Genomic DNA, 21,457 nt, shown 5'->3' with positions numbered 1-21,457 from the left:
TCCACCGCTGCGGTCTTGCCTGCCTTCGCCTGCTGCGTCACGGCCATTGCCTGCCCTTCTCTCATGGCCCCACCCCCGGATCAACGAACCGGTTTCCTACCCGCCAAGTTCCCTTACCACCCACGGCCGACATTCCGTTCGACCCGCCGCTGAAAACGGATGCGGCCCTCATCCTCGCGGTGCATCGTGCGCGGCGCATGCCGCAGACGCCCCCGACTTCAGAGGCCCGGCCGCGGCCTCCCATCCCCGCGCTCTTCCGCGTGGCCGTGGCGCCCTTCCAGGCCTTCTTCCGCCTGGAGGCGGCCAGCGGCATCCTGCTGGCGTTGTGCGCCGTGGCCGCGCTCGCGTGGGCGAACTCGCCGTGGGCCGCCGCCTACGCCGCGCTCTTCGACGCCCGGATGGTGGTGGGGGTGGCGGGCACCCAGGGCCACTTCACCTTCCGCGAGTTCATCAACGACGGGCTGATGACGTTGTTCTTCTTCGTCGTCGGCATGGAGATCAAACGCGAGCTGAGCTCGGGCGAGCTGCGCACCTTCTCCCGCGCGGTGCTGCCGCTCATCGCCGCGATGGGCGGCATGCTGGTCCCCGCCCTGGTCTACTCCGCCTTCAATTACGGCACGCCCGCCCAGGCCGGCTGGGCCATCCCCATGGCCACCGACATCGCCTTCGCCATTGGCTGCCTCACGCTGGTCAAGGCGCGGGTGGGCCATGGGCTCGTGGTGTTCCTCACCGCGTTGGCCATCTTCGACGACATCGGCGGCATCCTGGTCATCGCGCTCTTCTATGGCGCGGGTCTCCATGCGAGCGGGCTGCTCGCCGCCGTGGGGGTGCTCGCCGTGCTGGCGTGCCTCAATCACTTCCAGGTGCGCAGCGGTGTGGCCTATGCGCTGGCGGGCGTGGCGCTCTGGTATGCCATGCACCACGGCGGCATCCACGCCACGCTGGCCGGCGTGGTGCTGGGCATGTTCATCCCCGCGCGGCCCCCACGCCCCGGCCGGCAGGTGCTGGAGGAGCTGGGCCGCTACGTGGACCGGACGCTCCAGACGCCCGTGGACGAGGCGGCCCGCGGCGCGCAGATTCTCTACATCGAGGAGCGCCTGGAGGAGCTGGAGCCGCCGCTCAACCGCTTCGTCCACCTGTGGCATGTCCCGGTGGCGTACGGCATCGTGCCGCTCTTCGCCCTGGCCAACTCGGGCATCTCGCTGGCGGGCATGGGCTTGGGGGATTTGCTGCGCCCGCTGCCCCTGGGCATCATCGCGGGCCTCTTCGTGGGCAAGCAGGTGGGCATCTTCGTCTTCACCTGGGGCGCGGTGAAGCTGGGCGCGGCGGAGCGGCCCGGCGGCGCGCGCCTGCCGCAGCTTCATGGCGTGGCGGTGGTCGCGGGCATCGGATTCACGGTGGCGCTCTTCGTCGCCGGCCTGGCCTTCCCCGGGCAGCCGGAGCTGCTGACGGAGGCCAAGCTGGGCATCCTGGTGGGCTCGCTCTTGTCCGCGGTGGTGGGTTACGGGCTCTTGCGCTTCATGGCCAGGCCGGCCGTCCCGGTGTGACGCCGGGGACCGCGGGCGGGGTGATGACGCCGGACACCACGTCGCCAACGATGGTCATCAGCCGCGCGGGCCTCCGCCCAGGACGGCGGGCCCGGAGTCCTTGTCAATCCAGGTGGTTGGCACTCACGCCCGACCACCTCCGCGCTGGCACACGCCATGCTCATGGGCCAGGCATCCCACGCTTCCTTCAAGGACCAATCCCATGGCGATCTCCTCCCTGTCGCGCACGTCCTCCAGCAGCGCTTGCGCGAAGCGCGCTCCCGATGCCGCGCAGGCGTCACAGAATGTCGTGGTGAAGGTCGTCAACCCGGATGGCACGACGGTGAAGACGGTGGACTCCGCGAAGCAGCCCCAGGAGTTCGCCGACCTGTTGAAGAAGATGGGCTTGACGAAGGAGGCCCTCCTGAAGGGCGAGGGCGCGAAGACCGAGGGCACCAAGGGCGCATGCCCGAAGCCCGCCGAGTCGCGCTTCCAGCAGAACTGGCGCACCGACAGCTTCGAGCCGTCCAAGACCCAGGGCCAGAAGCCGCGGCCCACGCCGCCGCCCGCCAAGGAGCAATCGGCGCCAGCCCCCGCCCAGGCGCAGGGAGAGAAGGGCCCTCCGTCGGGCAAGAGCGCGGATGCAGTGGCCCAGGACATCGCGAAGCAGGCCACCGAGTGGACCTATGACTACACGGGCGGCAAGTCGTGGGACGCCGCCATGAAGAACGCCGGCACCTTCGACAAGACGCGGGCGGGCGTCTGCGTGGACATGGCCATCGAGGCCGAGCAGCGCTTCGAGAAGGCCGGCGTGGACGCGCGCGTCGTCTTCGGAAAGACGGGCCGGGGTGACCACGCGTGGGTGGAGTTCAAGGACGACAAGGGCAAGTACCAGGCCTTCGACCCCACCGCCGCGGCGTGTACCAAGAAGGCCGATGACGCCATCACCCCGTACGACAACAACCTCTACAACTACGGGAGCATCTTTCAGACCCACCAGGCCGTGCCCTGAAGTCCCCGCTTCAAAGCGGCCACGGGGGCGTCCTCCCAGCACGGGGCGCGCCCTTCCCTCGCCCAGCGGACATTTTGCTCGCGGGTGAGTCGCGGACGCTCGAGCGTCGTGGCCAAGCCGGCCGTCACAGCGTAACGTAGCGGCCAGGAACGCCCGTGATTCTCCAGGACCTCAACCGCGTGCGGCAAATCACCGTCATCGCGGCGCGCCACGGCTTTGGCGAGCTGGCGGAGCGCGCGGGGCTGTGGCGCATCGTCGGCCGCAAGGAGAAGGTGGAAGTCTCTCCGGAAGCCCAGCGCGCCTCCACGGCCCGGCGCTTCCGGATGCTGCTCAACGACCTGGGCCCCACCTTCGTCAAGCTGGGCCAGGTGCTGTCCACCCGCGCGGACCTGCTGCCCGCCGAGTACATCGACGAGCTGGCCATGCTCCAGGACCACGTGGAGCCCATCGCGCTGGAGGACGTCCACGCGCAGATTCGAGAGTCGCTGGGCGCCAGCGTGGAGAGCCTGTTCGCCACCATCGACCCCACGCCGCTGGCCGCCGCGTCCATCGCGCAGGTGCACCGCGCGGTGACGCTGGAGGGCGAAGAGGTGGTGGTGAAGGTGCAGCGCCCCGGCATCGCCGAGCGCATCGACTCCGACCTGGGCGTGCTGCGCAGCCTGGCGCGGCTGCTGGAAGCCGTGGTCGAGGAGACGGGCGTGTACACGCCCACCGGCATCGTGGACGAGTTCGACCGCGCCATCCACGAGGAGCTCGACTTCATCAACGAGGCCACCAACATCCGGGCCTTCCTGGAGAACCACCGCGAGCGGCCGTACCTCAAGATTCCGCGCGTCTACTCCAGCCTGTCCAGCCGCACGGTGCTGACGCTGGAGTTCATCCGCGGCGTGAAGCTCAACCCCGCAGAGCTGAACGAGTCCGAGCGCAAGGCGATTGCCCAGAACATCCTGGATGCGTCCTTCCGCCAGCTCTTCGAGGACGGGCTGTTCCACGGAGACCCGCACCCCGGCAACCTCCTGCTGATGGAGGACCACCGGCTGGCGCTGCTGGACTTCGGCGTGGTGGGCCGGCTGTCGCGGCCCATGCAGGAGACGCTGGTCATGCTATGCCTCGCGGTGGCGCTGAAGGACAGCGAGTCCGTGGCGCGCATCCTCTACCGCGTGGGCGTGCCGGACGCGCGCGCCAACCTGGTGGGATTCCGCAACGACATCGAGGCGCTGCTCGGCCAGCACCTGGCCACCACGCTGGGCCAGGTGGACACGCGCTCGCTGCTGCGCGACTTGTTGGATCTGGCCGTGAAGTACCGCATCCGCATCCCCAAGGAGTACGCGCTGCTCAGCCGCGCCTCCGTGTCCACGGAGGGCATGCTGCGCAGCCTGTACCCGGAGATGAACATCATTGAGGTCGCCCTGCCCTACGCGAAGGAGCTGCTCGCCGGGCGCTACGATCCCACGCAGCTCCAGGGCGGGCTGATGCGCACGCTGCTGCGCTTCCAGTCCATGGCGCAGGACCTGCCCACGCAGCTTTCGCAGATCCTCCTGGACATGGAGTCCGGCAAGTTCACCGTCACGGTGCGCGCCGACCAGTTCGACAAGCTGAATGAGAACCTGCGCAGCGCCGCCGTGATTGCCTTCATGGGCCTGTGCGCGTGTGGGTTCATCGTGGGCGCGTTCATCTCCTTCGCGCCCAAGCCGTGGATGTACGGCAACGTGCCGGTGCTCGGGGCCATTGGCATCGCCGTGGCGGCGGCGTTCTTTGGCGCGGCCATCACCTGGTACCTCTTCGGTGGGCGCGGCATTGGCAAGGTGCGCTTGAGCCGCTTCCTCAAGAAGCCCAAGCGCAAGTAGGCGCGGCCTAGACGGGCCTGCGGAACAGGTCCGCGAGGTCCGCGGGGAGCTGCGAGGCCACGGCCGCCACCTCGTCCTCGGGGAGCCGGTCCCGGACCGCCGTGAAGACGGTGGTCAGCACACGCAGCGCCTGGTCGCCGGGGATGCGCAGGTGGTCCGCCACGTCGGTGATGAACTCCGCGCGGTCCATGCGCCGGGCGTGGGACGGGCCCCGGTGGATGGCGCAGGTGCCCAGGATGGCGCCGATGCCATCCTTGCCCAGGATGCGGAACAGCTTCACGTCCTCGCCGTCGGACAGGCGGCGCGCGAGCGTGCAGAACACCGCCTCCGCGCCCTGCCGGGCTTCCACGCCGTTCACCTGGAACTCGCGGCTGTTGCCCAGCTCGTCCAGGAAGCCCTGCAAGTCCAAGGGCTCGTCGCGCTCCTTCACCGGCGTGGCGTTGTTGATGGGGGGTTCGGTGTACTCCGCCATGGGGTTGCCTCCTGAGGATGCCAGCGCGGCCGTGTGGAACCACCGCCTGTGTCATGGTGCCCACGCCCCCCGTGCGCTTCACCCAGGGACGCCGTGTACCTCGGGCCACATCCCCCGGGCCAAGTGCCCGGCGGAGCGCCTGGCCCCAGCGTCGAGCGCGCACATGGGCGCAAGGCACCTGCCTTGCACTGCCGGGCGGCCCATGGATGACAAGAGGCCCCTGCTATCGCAGGTTCCGTTCCGGCTGGGAGTGACCCTGGCGGTGTTCCTGATACCCGTGCTCGGCCATGGGGTGACGCTGCCCGGCCTCTTTCACGCGCTCTGGGGGGACGCGGTCCACTTCCCCGAGCCCGAGGGGCTGAACCTGTTCAAGCTCGGGCTGGTCCCGTTTCTGTGTTCGTTCGTGGTGGTTGAGGTGGTTACCGCGCTGGTTCCCTCCTGGCGAATCCTCCGCAGGAGCGGTCCCATCGAACGAGGAGGCCTGCGCACGTTGGCGCGGGTCCTCGGAGGGGTGTTCGCCGTGTTCGCGGCGCTCGGGGTGGCGTTCGTGAGTGATGGTCCCCTCTTCCTGGACTTCGGCGAAGACCCGGCTCCGGTGACTCCCGGGTCCTTTCCGTTCCTCGAAGTCTGGTTCGTGCTGGCCGCCGCACCCTTCTTCCTGCACGCGCTCACCGTCGCCGTCGATCGGTATGGATTGGGCAGTGGCTACGCGGCCGTCCTGCTCGGCCTCGCCGTTCCCGAGGTCGTCGAGGCCTTGATGCGGTGGAGCCTGCCCTGGGCCCGAACCGGGATTCCGCTCGGCACGGTGGTGCCGCTGGTCCTGGTGCTGGGCGCCGTACTCGTGTGCGTGACCTGGATGATGACTGGCACCGCGTGCGAACTCTTCTCCCACGATGACGCTCCCGTGGCGCCGCGGATTCCCACGGGTGGCCTCATCCCCGCGTATCTCGCGACCGGGTTCATTGGCCTTCTCCCACTGACCCTCCTGTTCGGGCGGAGTGACTCCCTGTGGCTTCAACCCGCCTGCGCCGTCGCGCTGCTCGCCGTCGCCACGGGGGTATTGTCCGCGTGCTTCTTCTGGCCGGGGGTCGTGGGTTCTCGCTGGGCGGCGTACGCCGATCCGAACGGTGGTTGCTCCTCACAGGTTCGAACCCACATGACCGTGCGAGCCAAGGCGATGCTCCCCACTGCCACGGCCTGGAGCGTGCTCTTCGGGCTCGTGGTGGTCCTCCCGACACTGCTCATTCCCAAGGAACTCGACCTGCCACTGATGACACTGCCTGGCCTCGTGCTCGCGGTGGCTTGGGTCTTGGACGTTTCGCACGAGGCGCGTGGCCTCCGGCACCGCACCTGGACGCCGGCGTGGCCACTGCACAGCGTGTTGGACGTGGAGCCGGCACTCGGCGCACTCACCGCCGCGGACATTCCGGCGATGGCACGTGGCGCCAGCGTCCGGGGCTTGTTCCACATCTTTGGCCCATATCATCCGCTCGACGTGCTCGTCCCTCCGGGCCACGTGGAAGCGGCCCGGAGGGTCCTGGGACGGGGCAACGGAGGGTGGCCTCCGCCTGTCACAGATACGGTCGCGTGATCAGCTCGAGGCCGTGCCCCGCGGGGTCCATCACATAGAGGCCCCGGCCTCCATGGTCATGGTTGATATCCCCAGGGCGCTGCCGATGCGGGTCGGCCCAGTACGTGATGCCGCGCTCCTGAAGTCGAGCGAGCGCCCGGTCGAAGCGCTCGTCGTCGACGAGGAAGGCGTAGTGCTGCATCTGGATGTCGAAGGGCGGCTCTGCGAATTGGAGCAGGACGCCTGCGTCGAGCTGGATGTTGGTGAAAGGGCCCCAGGAGGGCGCTTCGTTGGCTTCGAGGAGGTCCAGGTAGAACTGTGCGGACGCCTGGCGGTTCTTCGCCGCGATGATGGTGTGGTTGAAGGTGACGGGCATGGACTCTGGTTTCCGCGCCCCGTGTCTCGGTGCCGCTCAAGTGGACCCGGGACGCGGCGCGCATGGAACCACGCCCGGAGGACGTTCACCAACGCATGAAGCCCAGCACGCGAGACCGCGCTCCTGGCGCCGCCCTCGTCGGCGCCGTGCCGCACCGGGAAGACGTCACCGGGCCTGAACGTCCAAGGCCCGCCGGAAGAACGCCACGGCCTCGGCGTTCGTCCGCGTCTGCGAGTCCGCCCTCGTTCCAGGCTTCGCGTCCCGGCACAGCATGGGCGCCACCTTGAACCCCAGCTCCGCGCACTGGGGCAGGAACGTGAAGTGAGCCGCGTCCTCCAGGACCACCGTCTTCGCGGCGGGCAGCAGCTTCGCGAGGTGGACGCCGTTCTCCTCGTGAGGCATCAGCTCGTCCCCTTTCGCGAGCACCAGGGCGACCGGCGCGGTGATGTCCGCCACGTCGCGGGCCTCATAGGTGCCGGCCATCCCCGGCGCCATGGCGAAGGCCGCGCGGACTCGCGAGTCCTGGTACGACGCGCGCGCCTCCGCGAAGTCGATGCGGCTGTAGTCCACGTCGCGCAGCTCCTCGCATCCCAGGTGCGCCCGGGTGGCCGGCGACGTGCAGACGTCCGCGAGGAACTTCAGGTTCAACCGCGCTCCGACGAGGGCCAGCGCCGTGTAGCCGCCCATGGAATGGCCCGCGGAACCGATGCGCTCCACATCCACGCGAGGCCCCCAACTCGGGTGCGCCAGCAAGCCGTCCAGGAGCGCCGTGAAGTCCCGAGGCCGCTCCCAGCCCCGCACGTAGCCCTCCGGGCTCGTGTCGCCGTACGAGTTCCCCGGGTGGTTCACCGACACGACCATGAAGCCATGGGCCGCCAGGTGCGCGCCGAACCACGACATGTTGATGGCCTCGCCACCGTTGCCGTGTGACAGCACGACCAAGGGCCAGCGCGCCTGAGTGCTGGCAGCGGGTGCGTCCTTCGCGGCATGGAACGGGACGAAGATGGGAGAGGCCACGTGCTCCACCATCGGCGTGCCCTGCGCGCTGGGATACCAGAGCACCGTCTTCAACGTGCGCTGACGCGCCGGGTCCTCGAAGGTCAGCCGCGTGAATCCCACCGAGTGTGTGGCGTCCACGCCGTAGGGAGCCGGAGCGGAGGAGGCAGGAACCTCCGTGGGAACTTGCTTCGACGTGGCACAGCCACCTGTCAGGAGCGAGGCTCCGAGGACACACGCCCCCAGGGCTCCGAAAAAGGAGTTGTGGGTCTGCGTGCTACGGCGACGCGGGGAACGTTGGAACATGGCGCTCAACCCCAAGGACCGGGAGGCGAGCCCGGCGCGAAGAATGTGATGTACCTCGGAACAGGTGCTCGCAGCGCGAACCACCCGAGTTTCGGGTGACGTACGTCCAGGCGTGGCACTGATTGCCAGGGCGCGTCGCGAAGCACCTCCATGGGCACGCTCGTGGGGGTACTTCTGCCCGTCCACTTCCTCCAACCGCGCGTCACTACCGCCCGGCCCCTCCAAGGACCCATGCCCAGCCTGAAATCCAAAACACTCCTGGTTCGCGTCCCCGCAGCCGTGGGCGCACTCCTCTTCACCGCCTGTGCCGAGGGCCTCATCACGCGACCTGACGTACCCACCCGGAAGTGGATGGGCCCCGTCGTCAATGTGCCCGGTGGCGGGCAGTTCCGAACGGTCATCTTCTATGGGCCGTGGCAGTGCAGCCGCCAACTCATGAACTACTGCCGCGAGAAGTGCGCAGGGACCGGCCATGCTTTGCAGGGCTGCATGTGGCTCGCGGACGTGAAAATGGATTACCAGGGGGCCGTTATCGACACGGGCAGCCGCTATGGGATGACCCACTGTTGCTGCAACTACGCAACCCTCAGCGTCAGTGCGAATCAGTCGGCGCGCAGCCAATGGGACAACATCCGTGACGGGTTCCGCCAACAGTGGGCGGCACGATTCGGAGCGTGGCCGACCGACAGGAACGGAACGGCCTATCCGGGCCACCATATCCGCGACCTGAAGCACGGTGGCAACCCAACAGACTGGGAGAACATCATTCCCTTCCCCAAGGACATTCACGACACGCTGAACGGGCTCTACAACCAATGCTATGCGAACAACCCTCCATGGACTCAGATAGGACCTGACTACCCCTATGGAGAGTGAGCGCAGCCCATGCTGATGGCCGAACTACTTGCCGAGGTTTCGCGCCTTCACCATCCGAACCCTCCTGCGACGCCCGCGCAAATCGAAGCGTTCGAGAAGCGGGTCGGATGGACGCTGGATTCGGACCTTCGCGCTTTCTACCTCCATTGCGATGGCGCCAACCTCTTCGACTCCCGAACCCCCGTGTTCAGGGACCCGGCATTCTCGTTTCTCCCCCTGTCGCGGATTCAGCGCGCGCGGGTGGTCATGAGCCAGGACGACACCGATAAGACCGGTCCCGCGTCCTGGTACGTGGCGTGTGAAGTGAGGGACAGCAATTACATCCTCCTCGATGTAAGCCACCAAGAGGCTGGCCGGTACCCCATTCGCGATGGATACCGCGAGGGGTTCCCGGACCCGGACTACTGCCGCCAAATCGCGCGCTCCTTCTCTGAATTTCTGACTGGCGCGCTGCGCTCCAATGGGCGCTGGTTCTGGCTGCCGGAGCAATAAGGAGCGCGGCGCCAAACTCCAGCGCGGCGTCGTCGCCGCGGGCGTCCTCCTGCGTGGGCAGGAGGAGCCCCCGCCCCGCTCACCCGTGCGCCGCGGGCCGGGGCGCATCCCCGTGTCCCGGGTGCTGCGGCGGCTCTTGGGTCGGGTCGTCCTTCTTCCCGAAGCGCGCCCCCAGCCGCTCCTTGATGCGGTCCGCGACCACGTAGAACGCGGGCACCACGAGCAAGCTGAGCACCGTGGACACCGACAGCCCACCGAGCACCGCGATGGACATGGGCGCGCGCGTCTCCGAGCCCGCGCCCAGCGCCAGCGCCGCCGGCACCGCCGCCATCATCGTCGCCGTGGACGTCATGAGGATGGGCCGCAACCGCACCGGCCCCGCGCGCAGCATGGCCTGCATCGCGTCCGCGCCGCGCTCCCGTTCTTGCAACGCGTAGTCCACCAGGATGATGGAGTTCTTCTTCACGATGCCCATCAGCAGCAGCAGACCAATCATGCTGAAGATGTTCAGCGTGGTGCCCGTGGCGAAGAGCGCGAACGCGGCCCCCGCCACCGACAGCGGCAGAATCGTGAGCACCGTCACCGGGTGCAGGAACGAATTGAACTGCGCGCCCAGCACCATGTACGCCACGCCAATCCCGAGGAAGAGCGCGAAGAACAGGCTACTCATCGAGTCACGGAAGGCCACGCTGGCGCCGCCCGCCACCACGCGCACGCCGCCGGGCAGCTCCTTCGCCAGACGCTCCACCGTGGCCAGCGCCTCTTCCTGATTCGAGCTCGGCGCCACGTTCGCGAACACGCTGATGGCGCGCTCCCGGTCCCTGCGGGTGATGGCCTGGAGCGCGGGCCGCTCCTCCTGCGTCACCAGCGACGACAGGGGCACCAGGGCGCCGCTGGCCGTGCGGACCTTCAACGTCGACAGGTCCTCGGGCCGCGAGCGCTGGTCCTTCAAGAGGCGCATGCGCACGTCGATGCGCCGCCCCCCGGTGCTGTACTTGCCCACGCGCACGCCGCCCACCAGCGCGTTGATGGTGGTGGCCACGGCCTGGATGGGCACGCCCAGGTCCGCCGCGCGGCCCCGGTCCGGGGTGATGCGCAGCTCCGGCATGCCGAGCTGGTAGTCCGTGTCCACGTCCACCACCTTGCCGCTGGCCTGGAGCCGCTCGCGCATGTCCTGACTGGCTTCCACCAACTGCTCCCAGTCGGAGCCGCGCACGCTGAACTCCACCGGGAAGCCGCGCTGCGCCGTGAAGCCGCTTTGCGACTGGTCCTGCACCACCGCGCGCAGGCCCGGGTAGCTGTTGAACTCCTTGCGGAGGATCTGCTGGAACTCCGCTTGCGGCATGCGCTCGTCGGGCGGCTTCAAGCTGACGAACATGATGCCGGTGTTGACCGCGCCGCTGCCGAAACCACCGACGACGGAGAAGACGCGCGTCACCTCCGGCCGGCTGCTGGCGAACTCCTCGGCGCGCAGGAACAGCCGGTTCGTCTCGTCGATGTTGCTGCCCACCGCCGTCTGCATCCGCACCAGCAGGCGGCTCTGGTCCTGCGATGGCACGAACTCCCCCGGCAACGCCCGGAAGACGAACACGCTGGAGGCCGTCAGCGCCACCGACACGGCCAAGACCCACCAGGGCCGCTTCAGGCCCCAGGCCAGGGTGCGCGCGTAGACGCGCTCCAGCTTCTCGAACGCCCGGTCCACCCACACGCCAATGCGGCTGCGGCCCTCGCGCGACGTCTTCAACAACTGTGCGCACCGCGCGGGCGCCAGGGTGATGGCCTCCACGTAGGACAGCAGCACCGCCACGCACAGCGTCACGCCGAACTGGAGGAAGTACTTGCCGATGACGCCACTCATGAAGACGACGGGCAGGAAGATGGCCACCACGGCGAAGGTGGCCGCCAGCGCGGCGAAGGTGATCTCCGCGGTGCCCTCGCGCGCGGCGCGCACGCGGTCCTTCCCTTCCTCCGAGTGCCGGAAGATGTTCTCCAGCACCATGATGGCGTCGTCCACGACGATGCCCACCGCCAGCGCCAGCCCCAGCAGCGTGAAGGTGTTGAGCGTGAAGCCCAGGAAGTAGATGACCGCCACCGTGCCCAGCAGCGACATGGGGATGGCGAGCACCACGTTCATGGTGCTGGACAGCGAGCCCAGGAACACCCAGCACACGAAGGCGGTGAGGATGCACGCGAGCATCAGCTCGAACTCAATCTCGTGGACGCTCTCCTCGATGAACTGCGTCGAGTCGAAGTTGATGCCAAGCTGCATCCCCTCCGGCAGGTCCTTCTGCATCTTGTCGAGTTCGGCGCGGATGCCCTGCGCCACGGCCACGGCGTTGGCGCCGCGCTGCTTCTTGATGCCCAGGCCCTGCGCCGGCTCGCCGTTGATGCGCGCCATGCGTCGCACGTCCTCGAAGCCGTCCTCCACCAGGGCCACGTCGTTCAGGTAGATGGGGAAGCCGTTCTGCTCGCGGATGATGATGCGCCGCAGCGTCTCCAGGTCCAGCGCCTCGCCCATGACGCGGACGTTGACCTCGCGGCCCTGCGTCTCGATGCGGCCCGCGGGCAGCTCCACGTGCTCGCGCTGGAGCGCGGCGGACACATCCGCGACGGTGAGCCCCAGCGCGTCCAGCTTCTGAGCGTCCACCCAGATGCGGACGTTGCGCTCCAGGAGGCCGCCGAGCTGCACCTCGCCCACGCCGGGAATCGTCTGCAGCTTCTCCTTCACGCGGTAGCGGGCGTAGTCACTCACCACCTGCTGGCTGAAGGGCCCGGACACGCCCACCCAGAGGATGGGTTGGTCCTCCGGGTTCGACTTGGAGATGATGGGCGGATCGATGTCCAGCGGGAGCCGGCGCTGCACCTGGCTCACCTTGGTCTGCACGTCCTGGAGCGCCAGGTCCACGTTGCGCGACAGGTCGAGCTCGACGGTGATGTTGCCGCCACCCTGGCGCGCGGTGGAGTTGATGGCCGTGACGCCCTCCACCTGCGTCACCGCCTCCTCGATGAACTCGAGGACGTCGCTCTCCACCGCCTCCGGGTTGGCGCCTTCCCATGTCACGGAGATGTTGATGGTGGGGAAGTCGACGTCCGGGAACTGGCTGATGCCAATGCGCTGCGCCGCCACCAGTCCGAAGACGATGGTGGCCGCCATGATCATCCACGCCAGCACCGGCTTCTTGATGCACGCCTCGGTGATGTTCATCTGCCAGCGCCTCCACCGCCGTTGGCCGTCTCCGGAGCCGCGCGGGGCTCACCCGTGACGGTGGGCTTGGGACCCTGGGCCACGCGCACGCTCACGCCATCGCGCAGGGCCTCGCCGCCGCGCACCACCAGCGTCTCGCCGGGCTTCAAGCCTTCGCGGACCTCCACCCGGCCGTCTCCCGTGCGAAGGCCCAGCTCCAACACGCGCTCGCGGGCCTTGTCGCCCTCCACCACGTAGGCCAGGAAGCCTCGCTCGCTGGCGCGCACCGCCGTCTGCGGAATCACGGGGCTGCCGCCGCGCGTCTCCACCGGCACCGCCACCGTGGCGAACGCGCCGGGGCGCAGCTTCTCGGCGGCCTCGCCCGTCACCTCGGCCGTCACCGGCACCATGCGGCTGGCGTCGTCCGCGGCGGCGGCGACGTGGGTGATCTTCGCGGTGAACGCGCCGCCCACCGCGCGCACGGAGAAGCGCGCCGGCATCCCCGGCTGGATGCGCCCCACGTCCGACGCGGGGACGGTGAAGCGCAGGAGCAACGGCTCGCGCCGCAGCAGCGTGGCCAGCACGATGCCCGGCTGCACGTACTGCCCCGTCTGCACCGTGCGCGTCTGGAGCACGCCGTCCATGGGCGCGCGCACGTAGGCATCCCGCTGGTTGAGCTGCGCCTGGTCGAGCAGCGCCTTCGCGGAGGCCACGTCCGCCTGCGCGGTGCGCGCGCGGGCCTCGAAGGTCTCCAGTTGCTCGGCGGGCAGCAAGCCCGGGCTGGCCTCGTTGACGGCGGTGCGGCGCTTGGAGCCGGCTTCCGCCTCCACCAACGTGGCCCGGGCGCGCGCCAGGGTGGCCTCGGCGGAGCGCACGGCGATGGCGTACCGGGCCGGCTCGATCTCCGCGAGCACGTCCCCCTTCTTCACCGACTGGCCTTCCGTGAACAGCACACGCTCCACGGCGCCGGGGACGCGCGCGGTGATCTGCACCCGCTCGAAGGCCTCCACGGAGCCCACCGCGTCAACGACGTACTCCACGTCCTGGGCCTCGACGGGCGACACCTCGACGGGGAACTGGGTGGGGCCCCGCGCGGGACCGCCCTTCGCCGCGCCGGCCGGAGCGCTCTGCGAGTCCTTCTTGCAGCCGGCCCCCAAGGCCAGCGCGGCCACGGCCAGTCCCAACGTCCCTGCACGTCGCATTGCCTTCACGGTTCATTCCCCAATGGGTCGAGTCCGACAGCCGCACGCAGTCCCAGCAGCGCCACGCCCAGCGCGAATCGGCTCTGGGCATACGCCACCTCCGCCTCGAACTGCCGCAGCGAGGCATCCGCCACCGTCAGTGCCGTGGACAAACCCTGACGGTACAGAATCCCCTGCTCCTCCGCGTTCTGCCGCGCGGTGCGGACCGCCAGGTCGCTCTGCGCCAGGGCGGCCTGCGCGTTCTCCAGTGCCACCCTCGCCTGCTCGATGTCCACGTCCACGCGGCGCGTGGTGGCCTGGACCTGGAGCTCGGCGGCCTTCCGCAGCGCCACGCGCTCACGGCGCTCGGCGTAGCGCTCGCCGCCGTCGAAGAAGTTCCAGATGAGGTTGACGCCCAGGAAGCCGTCGCCCGTGCGGCCCGCGAGGCCCGCTTCGTTGGTGAGCCGGTAGTTCGCGTTCGCTCCCAAGGTGGGCAGCAGGCGGGCCAGGGGCTCCTGTGCGCTCTCGTCCAGCGCGTCCACGCGCAGCCGGGCCGCTAGGATGTCCGGCCGCCGGTCCACCGCGCCCGCCGCCAGCGCGTCATGCGAGTCCGCCGTCCGGCTGGCATCCGTCAGCAGCGTGTCCGGCGGCGCCAGGGCGTTCTCCACCGGGGAGACGAGCAGGAAGCCCAGCTCCAGGCGGGTCGTCTGCGCGGCGTTGCGCGCGTTCGACATCTGCACCTCGGCGCTGGCCGCTTCCAGCTCCGCGCGCGTCACGTCATTGCTGCTCGCCAGGCCGGCCTTGGCGCGAGCGGACGCATCCGCGAGCGACTGCCGGGCGAAGGCCAACCGCTGCTCGGCGGCGCGGTAGACCTGCTCCTGGGCCAGGGTGGAGAGGAAGGCGTTGGCGGCCTCGAAGCCGATCTGCCGGCGGGCCTCCACGGCCTCCCACTTCGCCGCGTCTTCGTCGCGACGCGCCGCGCGATAGAGGAAGATGCCCCGGGCGTCGAACAGCGGCATGCTGGCGACGAAGTTGGCGTTGAACGCGTTGTTGCGCTGGATGACCACTGTCTGGCCGCCAACAACGCGCGTCACCTCGTTGAGGCGCCGCGTGTAGGTCCCCGTGCCCGTCAGCTCAGGAAAGAAGAAGGCCCGGGCCCGAGCCACCCGGGCCTTGGCGGCCTCGGATTGCTGCTCGGCGGCCAGGGCCACCTCGTTGCGCTTCGCGGCAAGGGAGACCGCTTGTTCCAGCGTCAGCGGACCGCCCGTCCCGGGCTGGGCGCCTCCAGGCAAAGGAGGCGGGGGTTGCGGGCCGGCGGGGGTGGCCTCGGAGGTGGCGCCGGGGACCTCGGGCTGCTGGCTCCGGGCCTCGGACGCGGACAGCGCGAGCCAGGCGCAGAGGGGCACGGTGAGGGCGTGACAACAGGGTCTGGGCATGTACGGGCGAGGGTGGCTTCGGCCTCGGGGGGCGGTTCGGCGCGCCATATAAACGGAGGTGGAGAGAAGGGGCTATGACGATTCGGCGTCTGGACGCTGGCCGCCGCGACGGACTATGGGTGGCGTCGGATTCTCCTGGGTTCCGTAGCTCACTGTAGAAAGATTGCGGGCGCCACCAAGCGCCCGGGAATGCTCGGCCGATGCGTTTATTCCTGATGGCGTGGGTTCTTGTGGTGATGGCCTCCGTTTCCGGCTGCAAGAAGGAGGAGACTCCACCTCAAGCGGGTGCGATCCGCGCACTCGTCTCGTATGCGACGTTTCGTCCGGCCTGCCTCACGCTGTCCATCACCGACGTGGCCGACCCGACCCGCACCGAATCCACCGACGTCCGGGTGGATCCCAACGCCCGCAGCGACATCCGGACGGTGGCCATCATCGGCCGCGAGGGCTGGAGCCGGAACCTCCGGTTGGTCGCCTCCGCTCATGAGCGCTCCTGCAATGGCCCGCTGGTCGCGCTGCAAGAAGTGACGGCCCAGGTGCCGGAGGTGGGCACCACGGACGTCATGCTGGCCCTGCGCGCCGACGACCTGGACGATGACGGCTACGTCTCCGCCGAGGGGCAGTACCCGGGCTCGGACTGCGACGACACCAACCCCGACATCCATCCTGGCGCGACGGAGCTCTGCGACGGCGTGGACAACAACTGCGTCAATGGCGAGGCGGACGCCCCGGGCGGCGCGACGTACTACCGCGACGTGGACGGAGACGGCTTTGGCGACCCGTTCGCCCTGCCCAGCCTCTCCTGCATCCCGCCCGAGGGTTACGTCCTGGAGTCCGGAGACTGCAACGACCGGGACCCGAACGTGTTCCCCCAGCCCCTCGAGCTCCGGTGCGATAACAGGGATGACAACTGCGACGGCCAGGTGGACAACGCGCCGTTCGACGTGGGCACCGCGTGCATGACGGCGCAGAACTGCGGCGGCACCAGGCAGTGCACCCCGGACCAGTTGGCGGCGGTGTGCAGCAGCGCCGAGCAGCCCGTGGAGTGGTTCATCGACGAGGACGGTGACGGACGGGCCGGCACCTCCGTGGGCCTGTGGTGCGCGAATCCGCCGGGCGAGAACGCGGTGACGGAGCGGACGGATTGCGACGAGAGCTCGCGCTACGTGTTCAACGGCGCCACCGAGGTGTGCGACCGGATGGACAACGACTGTGATGGCCAGGTGGATGAGCACATCGCGTCCTGCGATCCGGCGGCCTGGACGTCCAACAGCGACTCTCCCAACGACACGCAGTGGCGCGCGGTGGCGCCGTACAGTGGGAACAGGGGTTGGCTCGCGGGTGACGCCAGTCGGCTCGCCCACGTCGACGGGAACACCGTGACGCTGGTGACGGGTTGCCCTGGCATTTGGAGGTCCGCGTGGACCACGAACGACGGCCGCGTGTTCCTGGGCTCGAGCGCGGGCACCTTCACCACCCGCCGGGCCACCGACACCGCACCGTGCGTCGACGTCGCCGGCCCGGGAGCCGCGCAGATCAACGGCATCGTGGGCTTCGAGAACGGCAACACCGTGACGCTCTACGCGGTGGACAGCGAGGGCCGCATCATCCGGTGGACCCACGTGGAGGGTGCGCCGACGCAGGCGGCCCCCGTGCTCCTTCAGCAGGTCGTCAGCAACCTGCGCGCCATTGACGGCACGACGCCGGGGACGCTGTTCGCCGCGGGGACCGAGGTGGTGGGTGGCTCCAGCCGTCCGGTGGTCTGGCGCGGCCCCGCGGATGGGGGGAGCACGTGGACCCATGAAAACCTGGGGACCCTCCCCTCGGGGGGCTTCCTGCGTAGCATCCGGGCGCTCTCCGCGACGCGCGTCGTCGCCGCGGGCGACACCGGCCTGCTGATGGAGTTGAACGGGACGACCTGGACCGTGAAGCCGCGACTCACCTTGGAATCCATGGCCACCGCGGACATCCGCGCGATGGTGGCCTTCGGCAGCAAGGCGATCTACGCCGTGAGCTCGGGCAGCAACGCCATCCACTTCTTCAACGGAGAGACGTGGAGCTCGAGCGCCCCCCCGAGCCACACGACGCACACGCTGGGCGCCACCGGCCCGACGGACATCTGGGCCGCGGGTTCCACCGGCGTGCTCTTGCGCTGGCAGCCCTGAGGCGAAACGAGGCCTCGGACAGACACCATGAACCTGCGCACGGACGGCCTCACGGTGCGGTACGGAGCGCGGCAGGTGCTGTCCGAGGTGACGTGCGCGCTGCCCGAGGGCACCCAGGCGCTGGTGCTAGGCCGCTCGGGCGCGGGGAAGACGACGTGGGTGAAGGCCCTGGCCGGGCTCGTGCGGCCCACGGCGGGCGCGGTGCGGTGGGATGCGCAGGACGCGGCGGCGCTCTCCCCCGCGCAACGCCGGGAGCGTCAGGCCGCGTTTGGCATGGTGTTCCAGACGGACGCCCTGTTCGACTCGATGACGGTGCTGGAGAACGTGATGCTTCCCCTCACCCGCCGGCACGTCGCCGAGGATGAAGCCCGGGCCCGCGCCGTGGAGGTGCTGCGCGCGGTGGGACTGGCGGACGCGGCGGGCACGCTGCCCGAGCGGCTGTCGGGCGGCATGAAGAAGCGCGCGGGCATCGCACGGGCCCTGGCGGCGCGGCCGTCCGTGGTGCTCGCGGATGACCCTTTCGCGGGGTTGGACCCGGGCACCGCGCGGCAGGTGGCGCGGGTGCTGCTGGACGTCTCCAAGGGCGGCACGCTGCTCGTCGTGGCGACGGAGGCCCCCGCCGACCTGCCCCTGCCCCGGTGGCTGTTCTTTCGCGGCGGACGCCTGGTGCATGACGGCCCACCCGCCCCCGAGCTGGAGGACGCACCGGACGAGGTGCCCGCATGACGCTGCTGACGGCACTGGGCCGCAAGGGCCTGGGCGCTGTGCGAGGAACGGGCGCGCTGGCGCTCGTCGTGGGCCGCACATTCCTGGCGCTGCCGAAGCTGGAGCGCCGCGAGCTGGGCCGCGCGCTGGTTCAGTTCGGCTATGGCTCGCTGCCCCTGGCGCTGGCCACGGCCGCGCTGGCGGGCATCATCGTGGTGTTGCAGTCGGGCATCTATGTCCAGCGTCTCGGCGCGCGGGCGTTCCTCGGCTGGGCCGCGGGTTACGGCGTCCTGTGGGAGTTCGGCCCGCTGCTGCTCGGGCTCATCATGTCGGCCCGCATTGGCGCGCGGAACGCGGCGGAGCTGGCGCTGATGCAGGTGGGCGGTCAAATCGAGGGCTTGCGCGGCATCGGGCTCGACCCCTTCGCCATCCTCGTCGCCCCCCGCGTGGTGGCCATGGAGGTGAGCATGCTGGCGCTGAGCACCTTCACCTTCCTGGTGGCCATCCTCTTCGAGTCCGTGGCCGCCCTCCTCACGCTGGGCCTGCCCCTCCGTGTGTTCTTCGGCACGTTCTCCCAACTGCTGGGCCCGTGGGATGTCCTGGGCGGCGTGGTGAAGACGGGCACCTTCGGGCTGGCCATCTCGCTGCTGTCCACCACGGTGGGGCTCTCCGCCCGGGGCGGCGCGCAGGCCGTGGGACAGGCGGCGGCGAGCGCGGTGGTGCAGGGCTGCGCGGCCATCTTCATCCTCGACTTCGTGCTCACGGCGGTGCTCGCGGGGTGGATGGGATGAGCGTGCTCGGCTTCTTCGGCGCGCCCGTGGTGCTGCTGGCCCGCACGGTGCGGGCGTCGGCGCGGGACGGCGTGCCCTGGCGCGAGTCCCTGGCGCAGGTCCACGAGCTGGGCGGGCGCAGCGTGTGGCTGGTCATGTCGGGCATGGCCTTCTTCGGCGCGGTGCTGGTCACCATCGCCAACAGCCAGGCGCGGCGCTTCGTGGGCAATGTGGCGGTGCTGGGCCCCGCGTACTTCGAGCTGCTCATCCGCGAGCTGGGCCCGGCCGTCTCGGCGCTGCTCACCGCCTCGCGCGCGGGCGCGGCGCACGCGGCGGAGCTGTCCACCATGAGCGTCAACGAACAGGTGGAGGCCCTGGAGATGTCCGCGGGCGACCCGTATGCGGACCTGGTGGCGCCGCGGGTCATCGCGGGCGCAGTGGGCGTCCCGTTGCTGTGCACGCTGGGCACCGTCGCGGCGACGCTGTCCGCAGCGGCGGTGGCGCAGTTCGCCTTCGGCGTGGATGGGCGAGCGTTCATGGACCCGCGCTATGTCGACGGCTGGGACGTGCTGGGCGCCTTCCTGAAGGCCGCGGCCTGCGGCATCTACATTCCCCTGGCCGCGGCGGTGGCGGGACTCAAGGCACGCGGCGGCGCCGAGGCCGTGGGTGAAGCGACCACCGACGGCGTGGTGGCCGCGAGCCTGGGGTGCCTGCTCATCGACCTCGCCGTGTCCCTCGCCTTCCAGCTCCTGCGCTTGTGAACGGGACGCCGCGCATGCCATCTCCCCTGCCCCTGCCCGACAGCGAGGCCCTGCGATTCAGGGACGTCCACGTCGCGTTCGAACAGGGCCGGCGGCGCGTGCTGGAGGGACTGACGGCGGACGTGTCCACGAAGGAGCTGACGTTCATCGCGGGCGCCAGCGGCACCGGGAAGAGCGTGCTGTGCCGCCTGGCCGTGGGCCTGCTGCATCCCGACGCGGGTGAAATCGAGCTGTGGGGTGAACGCGTGGACTCACGGCCCGAACGGGAGCTGGTGCGGCTGCGCCGACAGGCCCCCTATCTGGTCCAGGGCCCCGCGCTGCTGGACTGGCGCACGCTGAGGGAGAACGTGCGGCTGGCGGATCCGAACGCGCCCCAGGACGCGGTGGACGCCGCGCTGGAGCAGGTCGGCCTGTTGGACTGGGCGGACCGGCTGCCACCTGAGCTGGGGCCCGGAGCGAAGAAGCGGACCGCCATCGCGCGAGCGCTGGTGCTCAACCCGCGCTATCTCCTGTTCGACGAGCCGACCACGGGGTTGGACCGCCGGGGCGCCAGCCAGGTGGAGGAGGTCCTCGCGTCGTTGAAGGCACGGGGCCTGGGGGGCATGGTGGTGTCCCACGACTACCGGCAGTTGAAGGCGTTGGCGGATCGGGTGTTGGTGGTGGCGAACAAGCGATGTGCCTATCTGGGGACTCCGGAAGGCTTCCTGGAGTCCTCCGCGCCCGAGCTGCGGGTGCTGACGGCGCCATTCATGGAGGGCGCGACGGATGGATGAGCGACGGCTGGAGCTGAAGGTGGGCGCGCTGGTGCTGGCCGCCATCGTGAGCGTGCTGGTGCTGTTGTTCCTGATGGGCGAATTGAACCTGGGCTCGGAGACGGGGCTCGCGGTGGACTTCGGCCACACGGGCAACGTGGTGGAGGGCGCCCCGGTGAAGCTGGGCGGCGTGCAGGTGGGGCGCGTGAAGGACATCCAGCTCCAGCCCGAACGGCGGGATGCACAGGGCCGTCCCCTGCCCGTCCGGATGGAGCTCGCGGTGTCACCCGAGGCCGTGGGTTCGCTGCGCAAGGACGCGCGCGTCACCGTGGCCACGGTGGGCATCCTGGGCGAGCCGTACCTGGAGCTGAACCCGGGCTCGGCGCAGGAGCGGCTGCCCGCCGGGACCTCCGTGCGGGGGACGGACGCGCCCCGGCTGGACGTGCTCGCGGAGCAGCTCACGCGCTTCGTGGACCTGCTGTCGCAGATGCTCGAGGAGGACCCCGAGGCCATCCGTGGCCTCGCCGCGAATGTGTCGCGGCTGGCGCGGACCCTGGACCAGTTGCTTCAGGAGAACCAGGGCGACCTGAAGGTGCTGGCCACGGAGCTGGCGGCCGCGTCGAAGGACCTGCGGCAGCTCTCGGGGCTCGCGCGGGAAGCCTTCCAACCCGGCGGCAAGGGCGCGCGGATGCTCGACGACGCGTCGGCGGTGGCCTCGGTGGTGCGGCGGGATTTGCCGGGGCTGACGAAGTCCGCGGGGACGACGCTGGACGGTCTGGCGGCCATCACGGGCCCGCTGGGGCCGGAAGACGGCGAGCGCGTGAAGGTCGCCCTGGAGCGCCTCACGGCGGCTTCGGGGCAGTTGGAGAGCATCGCCTCCCGGGCGGACCGGGTGCTGGCGAAGATTGAAGCCGGCGAGGGCAGCGTGGGCGCGGCCCTTCAGGATGGCACGCTCTACGATGAGCTGCGTTCGCTGGTGACGGACCTCCGCAAACACCCGTGGAAGGTGCTCTGGAAGGACTGAGCCAAG

The 21,457-nt window shown here is 69.8% G+C and carries 18 protein-coding genes; 12 read left to right on the top strand and 6 right to left on the bottom strand.

Annotation, left to right across the window (positions count from 1 at the left end; all coding sequences use genetic code 11):
- The first annotated feature begins 197 nt into the window (after positions 1–197).
- The 3 genes from nhaA to A176_RS14515 all read left to right on the top strand — a co-directional run bounded on the left by nhaA (position 198) and on the right by A176_RS14515 (position 4,385).
- Positions 198–1,547: a Na+/H+ antiporter NhaA gene (gene nhaA / locus A176_RS14525; protein ID WP_002640339.1), complete on the top strand. Its 1,350-nt coding sequence runs from the start codon at positions 198–200 to the stop codon at positions 1,545–1,547.
- A 202-nt stretch (positions 1,548–1,749) separates the two neighbouring features.
- Complete coding sequence (locus A176_RS14520; protein WP_044889175.1) at positions 1,750–2,538, top strand: transglutaminase-like domain-containing protein; 789 nt, start codon at positions 1,750–1,752, stop codon at positions 2,536–2,538.
- Positions 2,539–2,693: 155 nt separating this feature from the next.
- Positions 2,694–4,385 carry an ABC1 kinase family protein gene (locus A176_RS14515; RefSeq protein WP_002640342.1) on the top strand — a complete coding sequence of 564 codons (1,692 nt, stop codon included), beginning with the start codon at positions 2,694–2,696 and terminating at the stop codon, positions 4,383–4,385.
- 7 nt (positions 4,386–4,392) lie between these two features.
- Here the strand turns inward: A176_RS14515 and A176_RS14510 are convergent, their stop codons facing one another.
- A complete protein-coding gene (locus A176_RS14510) occupies positions 4,393–4,857 on the bottom strand; it encodes a DUF2267 domain-containing protein (protein ID WP_002640343.1) in 465 nt (154 codons plus the stop codon).
- Between the two features lie 202 nt (positions 4,858–5,059).
- Between A176_RS14510 and A176_RS14505 the strand changes: the two genes are divergently transcribed.
- Entirely contained in the window at positions 5,060–6,448 is a 1,389-nt protein-coding gene (locus A176_RS14505) for a hypothetical protein (protein WP_158513089.1), read from the top strand.
- On the opposite strand, the gene A176_RS14500 is transcribed toward A176_RS14505, so the two are convergent.
- Both A176_RS14500 and A176_RS14495 read right to left on the bottom strand, forming a co-directional pair.
- A complete protein-coding gene (locus A176_RS14500; protein WP_002640345.1) occupies positions 6,429–6,803 on the bottom strand; it encodes a VOC family protein in 375 nt (124 codons plus the stop codon). The genes A176_RS14505 and A176_RS14500 overlap by 20 nt on opposite strands.
- A 165-nt stretch (positions 6,804–6,968) precedes the next feature.
- Positions 6,969–7,940: an alpha/beta hydrolase family protein gene (locus tag A176_RS14495; RefSeq protein WP_226994317.1), complete on the bottom strand. Its 972-nt coding sequence runs from the start codon at positions 7,938–7,940 to the stop codon at positions 6,969–6,971.
- Between the two features lie 516 nt (positions 7,941–8,456).
- Between A176_RS14495 and A176_RS14490 the strand changes: the two genes are divergently transcribed.
- Positions 8,457–8,981 carry a hypothetical protein gene (locus tag A176_RS14490; protein ID WP_226994316.1) on the top strand — a complete coding sequence of 175 codons (525 nt, stop codon included), beginning with the start codon at positions 8,457–8,459 and terminating at the stop codon, positions 8,979–8,981.
- A 9-nt stretch (positions 8,982–8,990) separates the two neighbouring features.
- Positions 8,991–9,473, top strand: a complete 483-nt coding sequence (locus A176_RS14485; protein ID WP_021780961.1) for an SMI1/KNR4 family protein — start codon at positions 8,991–8,993, stop codon at positions 9,471–9,473.
- 79 nt (positions 9,474–9,552) lie between these two features.
- On the opposite strand, the gene A176_RS14480 is transcribed toward A176_RS14485, so the two are convergent.
- Genes A176_RS14480 through A176_RS14470 form a run of 3 tightly spaced genes read right to left on the bottom strand, consistent with a single transcriptional unit; the run spans position 9,553 to position 15,274 of the window.
- Positions 9,553–12,678 (bottom strand): efflux RND transporter permease subunit, encoded by a 3,126-nt coding sequence (locus A176_RS14480; RefSeq protein ID WP_002640348.1) that lies wholly within the window; start codon positions 12,676–12,678, stop codon positions 9,553–9,555.
- Complete coding sequence (locus A176_RS14475; protein ID WP_044889173.1) at positions 12,675–13,859, bottom strand: efflux RND transporter periplasmic adaptor subunit; 1,185 nt, start codon at positions 13,857–13,859, stop codon at positions 12,675–12,677. Before A176_RS14475 ends, A176_RS14480 begins: the two co-directional genes overlap by 4 nt.
- A gap of 5 nt (positions 13,860–13,864) precedes the next feature.
- Entirely contained in the window at positions 13,865–15,274 is a 1,410-nt protein-coding gene (locus A176_RS14470) for a TolC family protein (RefSeq protein WP_044889172.1), read from the bottom strand.
- 215 nt (positions 15,275–15,489) lie between these two features.
- Between A176_RS14470 and A176_RS14465 the strand changes: the two genes are divergently transcribed.
- The 6 genes from A176_RS14465 to A176_RS14440 are packed head-to-tail and all read left to right on the top strand — an operon-like array spanning position 15,490 to position 21,451.
- A complete protein-coding gene (locus A176_RS14465) occupies positions 15,490–17,439 on the top strand; it encodes a putative metal-binding motif-containing protein (protein WP_226994315.1) in 1,950 nt (649 codons plus the stop codon).
- 27 nt (positions 17,440–17,466) lie between these two features.
- Positions 17,467–18,165, top strand: coding sequence for an ABC transporter ATP-binding protein (locus A176_RS14460; protein ID WP_002640352.1), 699 nt, complete (start codon positions 17,467–17,469; stop codon positions 18,163–18,165).
- Positions 18,162–18,935, top strand: a complete 774-nt coding sequence (locus tag A176_RS14455; RefSeq protein WP_002640353.1) for an MlaE family ABC transporter permease — start codon at positions 18,162–18,164, stop codon at positions 18,933–18,935. The genes A176_RS14460 and A176_RS14455 overlap by 4 nt, the downstream gene beginning before the upstream one ends.
- Positions 18,932–19,675 carry an MlaE family ABC transporter permease gene (locus A176_RS14450; RefSeq protein WP_021780960.1) on the top strand — a complete coding sequence of 248 codons (744 nt, stop codon included), beginning with the start codon at positions 18,932–18,934 and terminating at the stop codon, positions 19,673–19,675. The genes A176_RS14455 and A176_RS14450 overlap by 4 nt, the downstream gene beginning before the upstream one ends.
- A 14-nt stretch (positions 19,676–19,689) precedes the next feature.
- Positions 19,690–20,448 (top strand): ABC transporter ATP-binding protein, encoded by a 759-nt coding sequence (locus tag A176_RS14445; protein ID WP_002640355.1) that lies wholly within the window; start codon positions 19,690–19,692, stop codon positions 20,446–20,448.
- Positions 20,441–21,451 carry an MlaD family protein gene (locus A176_RS14440; RefSeq protein ID WP_002640356.1) on the top strand — a complete coding sequence of 337 codons (1,011 nt, stop codon included), beginning with the start codon at positions 20,441–20,443 and terminating at the stop codon, positions 21,449–21,451. Before A176_RS14445 ends, A176_RS14440 begins: the two co-directional genes overlap by 8 nt.
- The last annotated feature ends 6 nt before the right edge of the window (positions 21,452–21,457 follow it).

This window comes from Myxococcus hansupus, from assembly GCF_000280925.3.
GTDB classification, from domain to species: Bacteria; Myxococcota; Myxococcia; order Myxococcales; family Myxococcaceae; genus Myxococcus; species Myxococcus hansupus.
The sequence above is the reverse complement of the archived record's forward strand: the minus strand, read 5'-3'. Positions and strand labels throughout refer to the sequence as shown.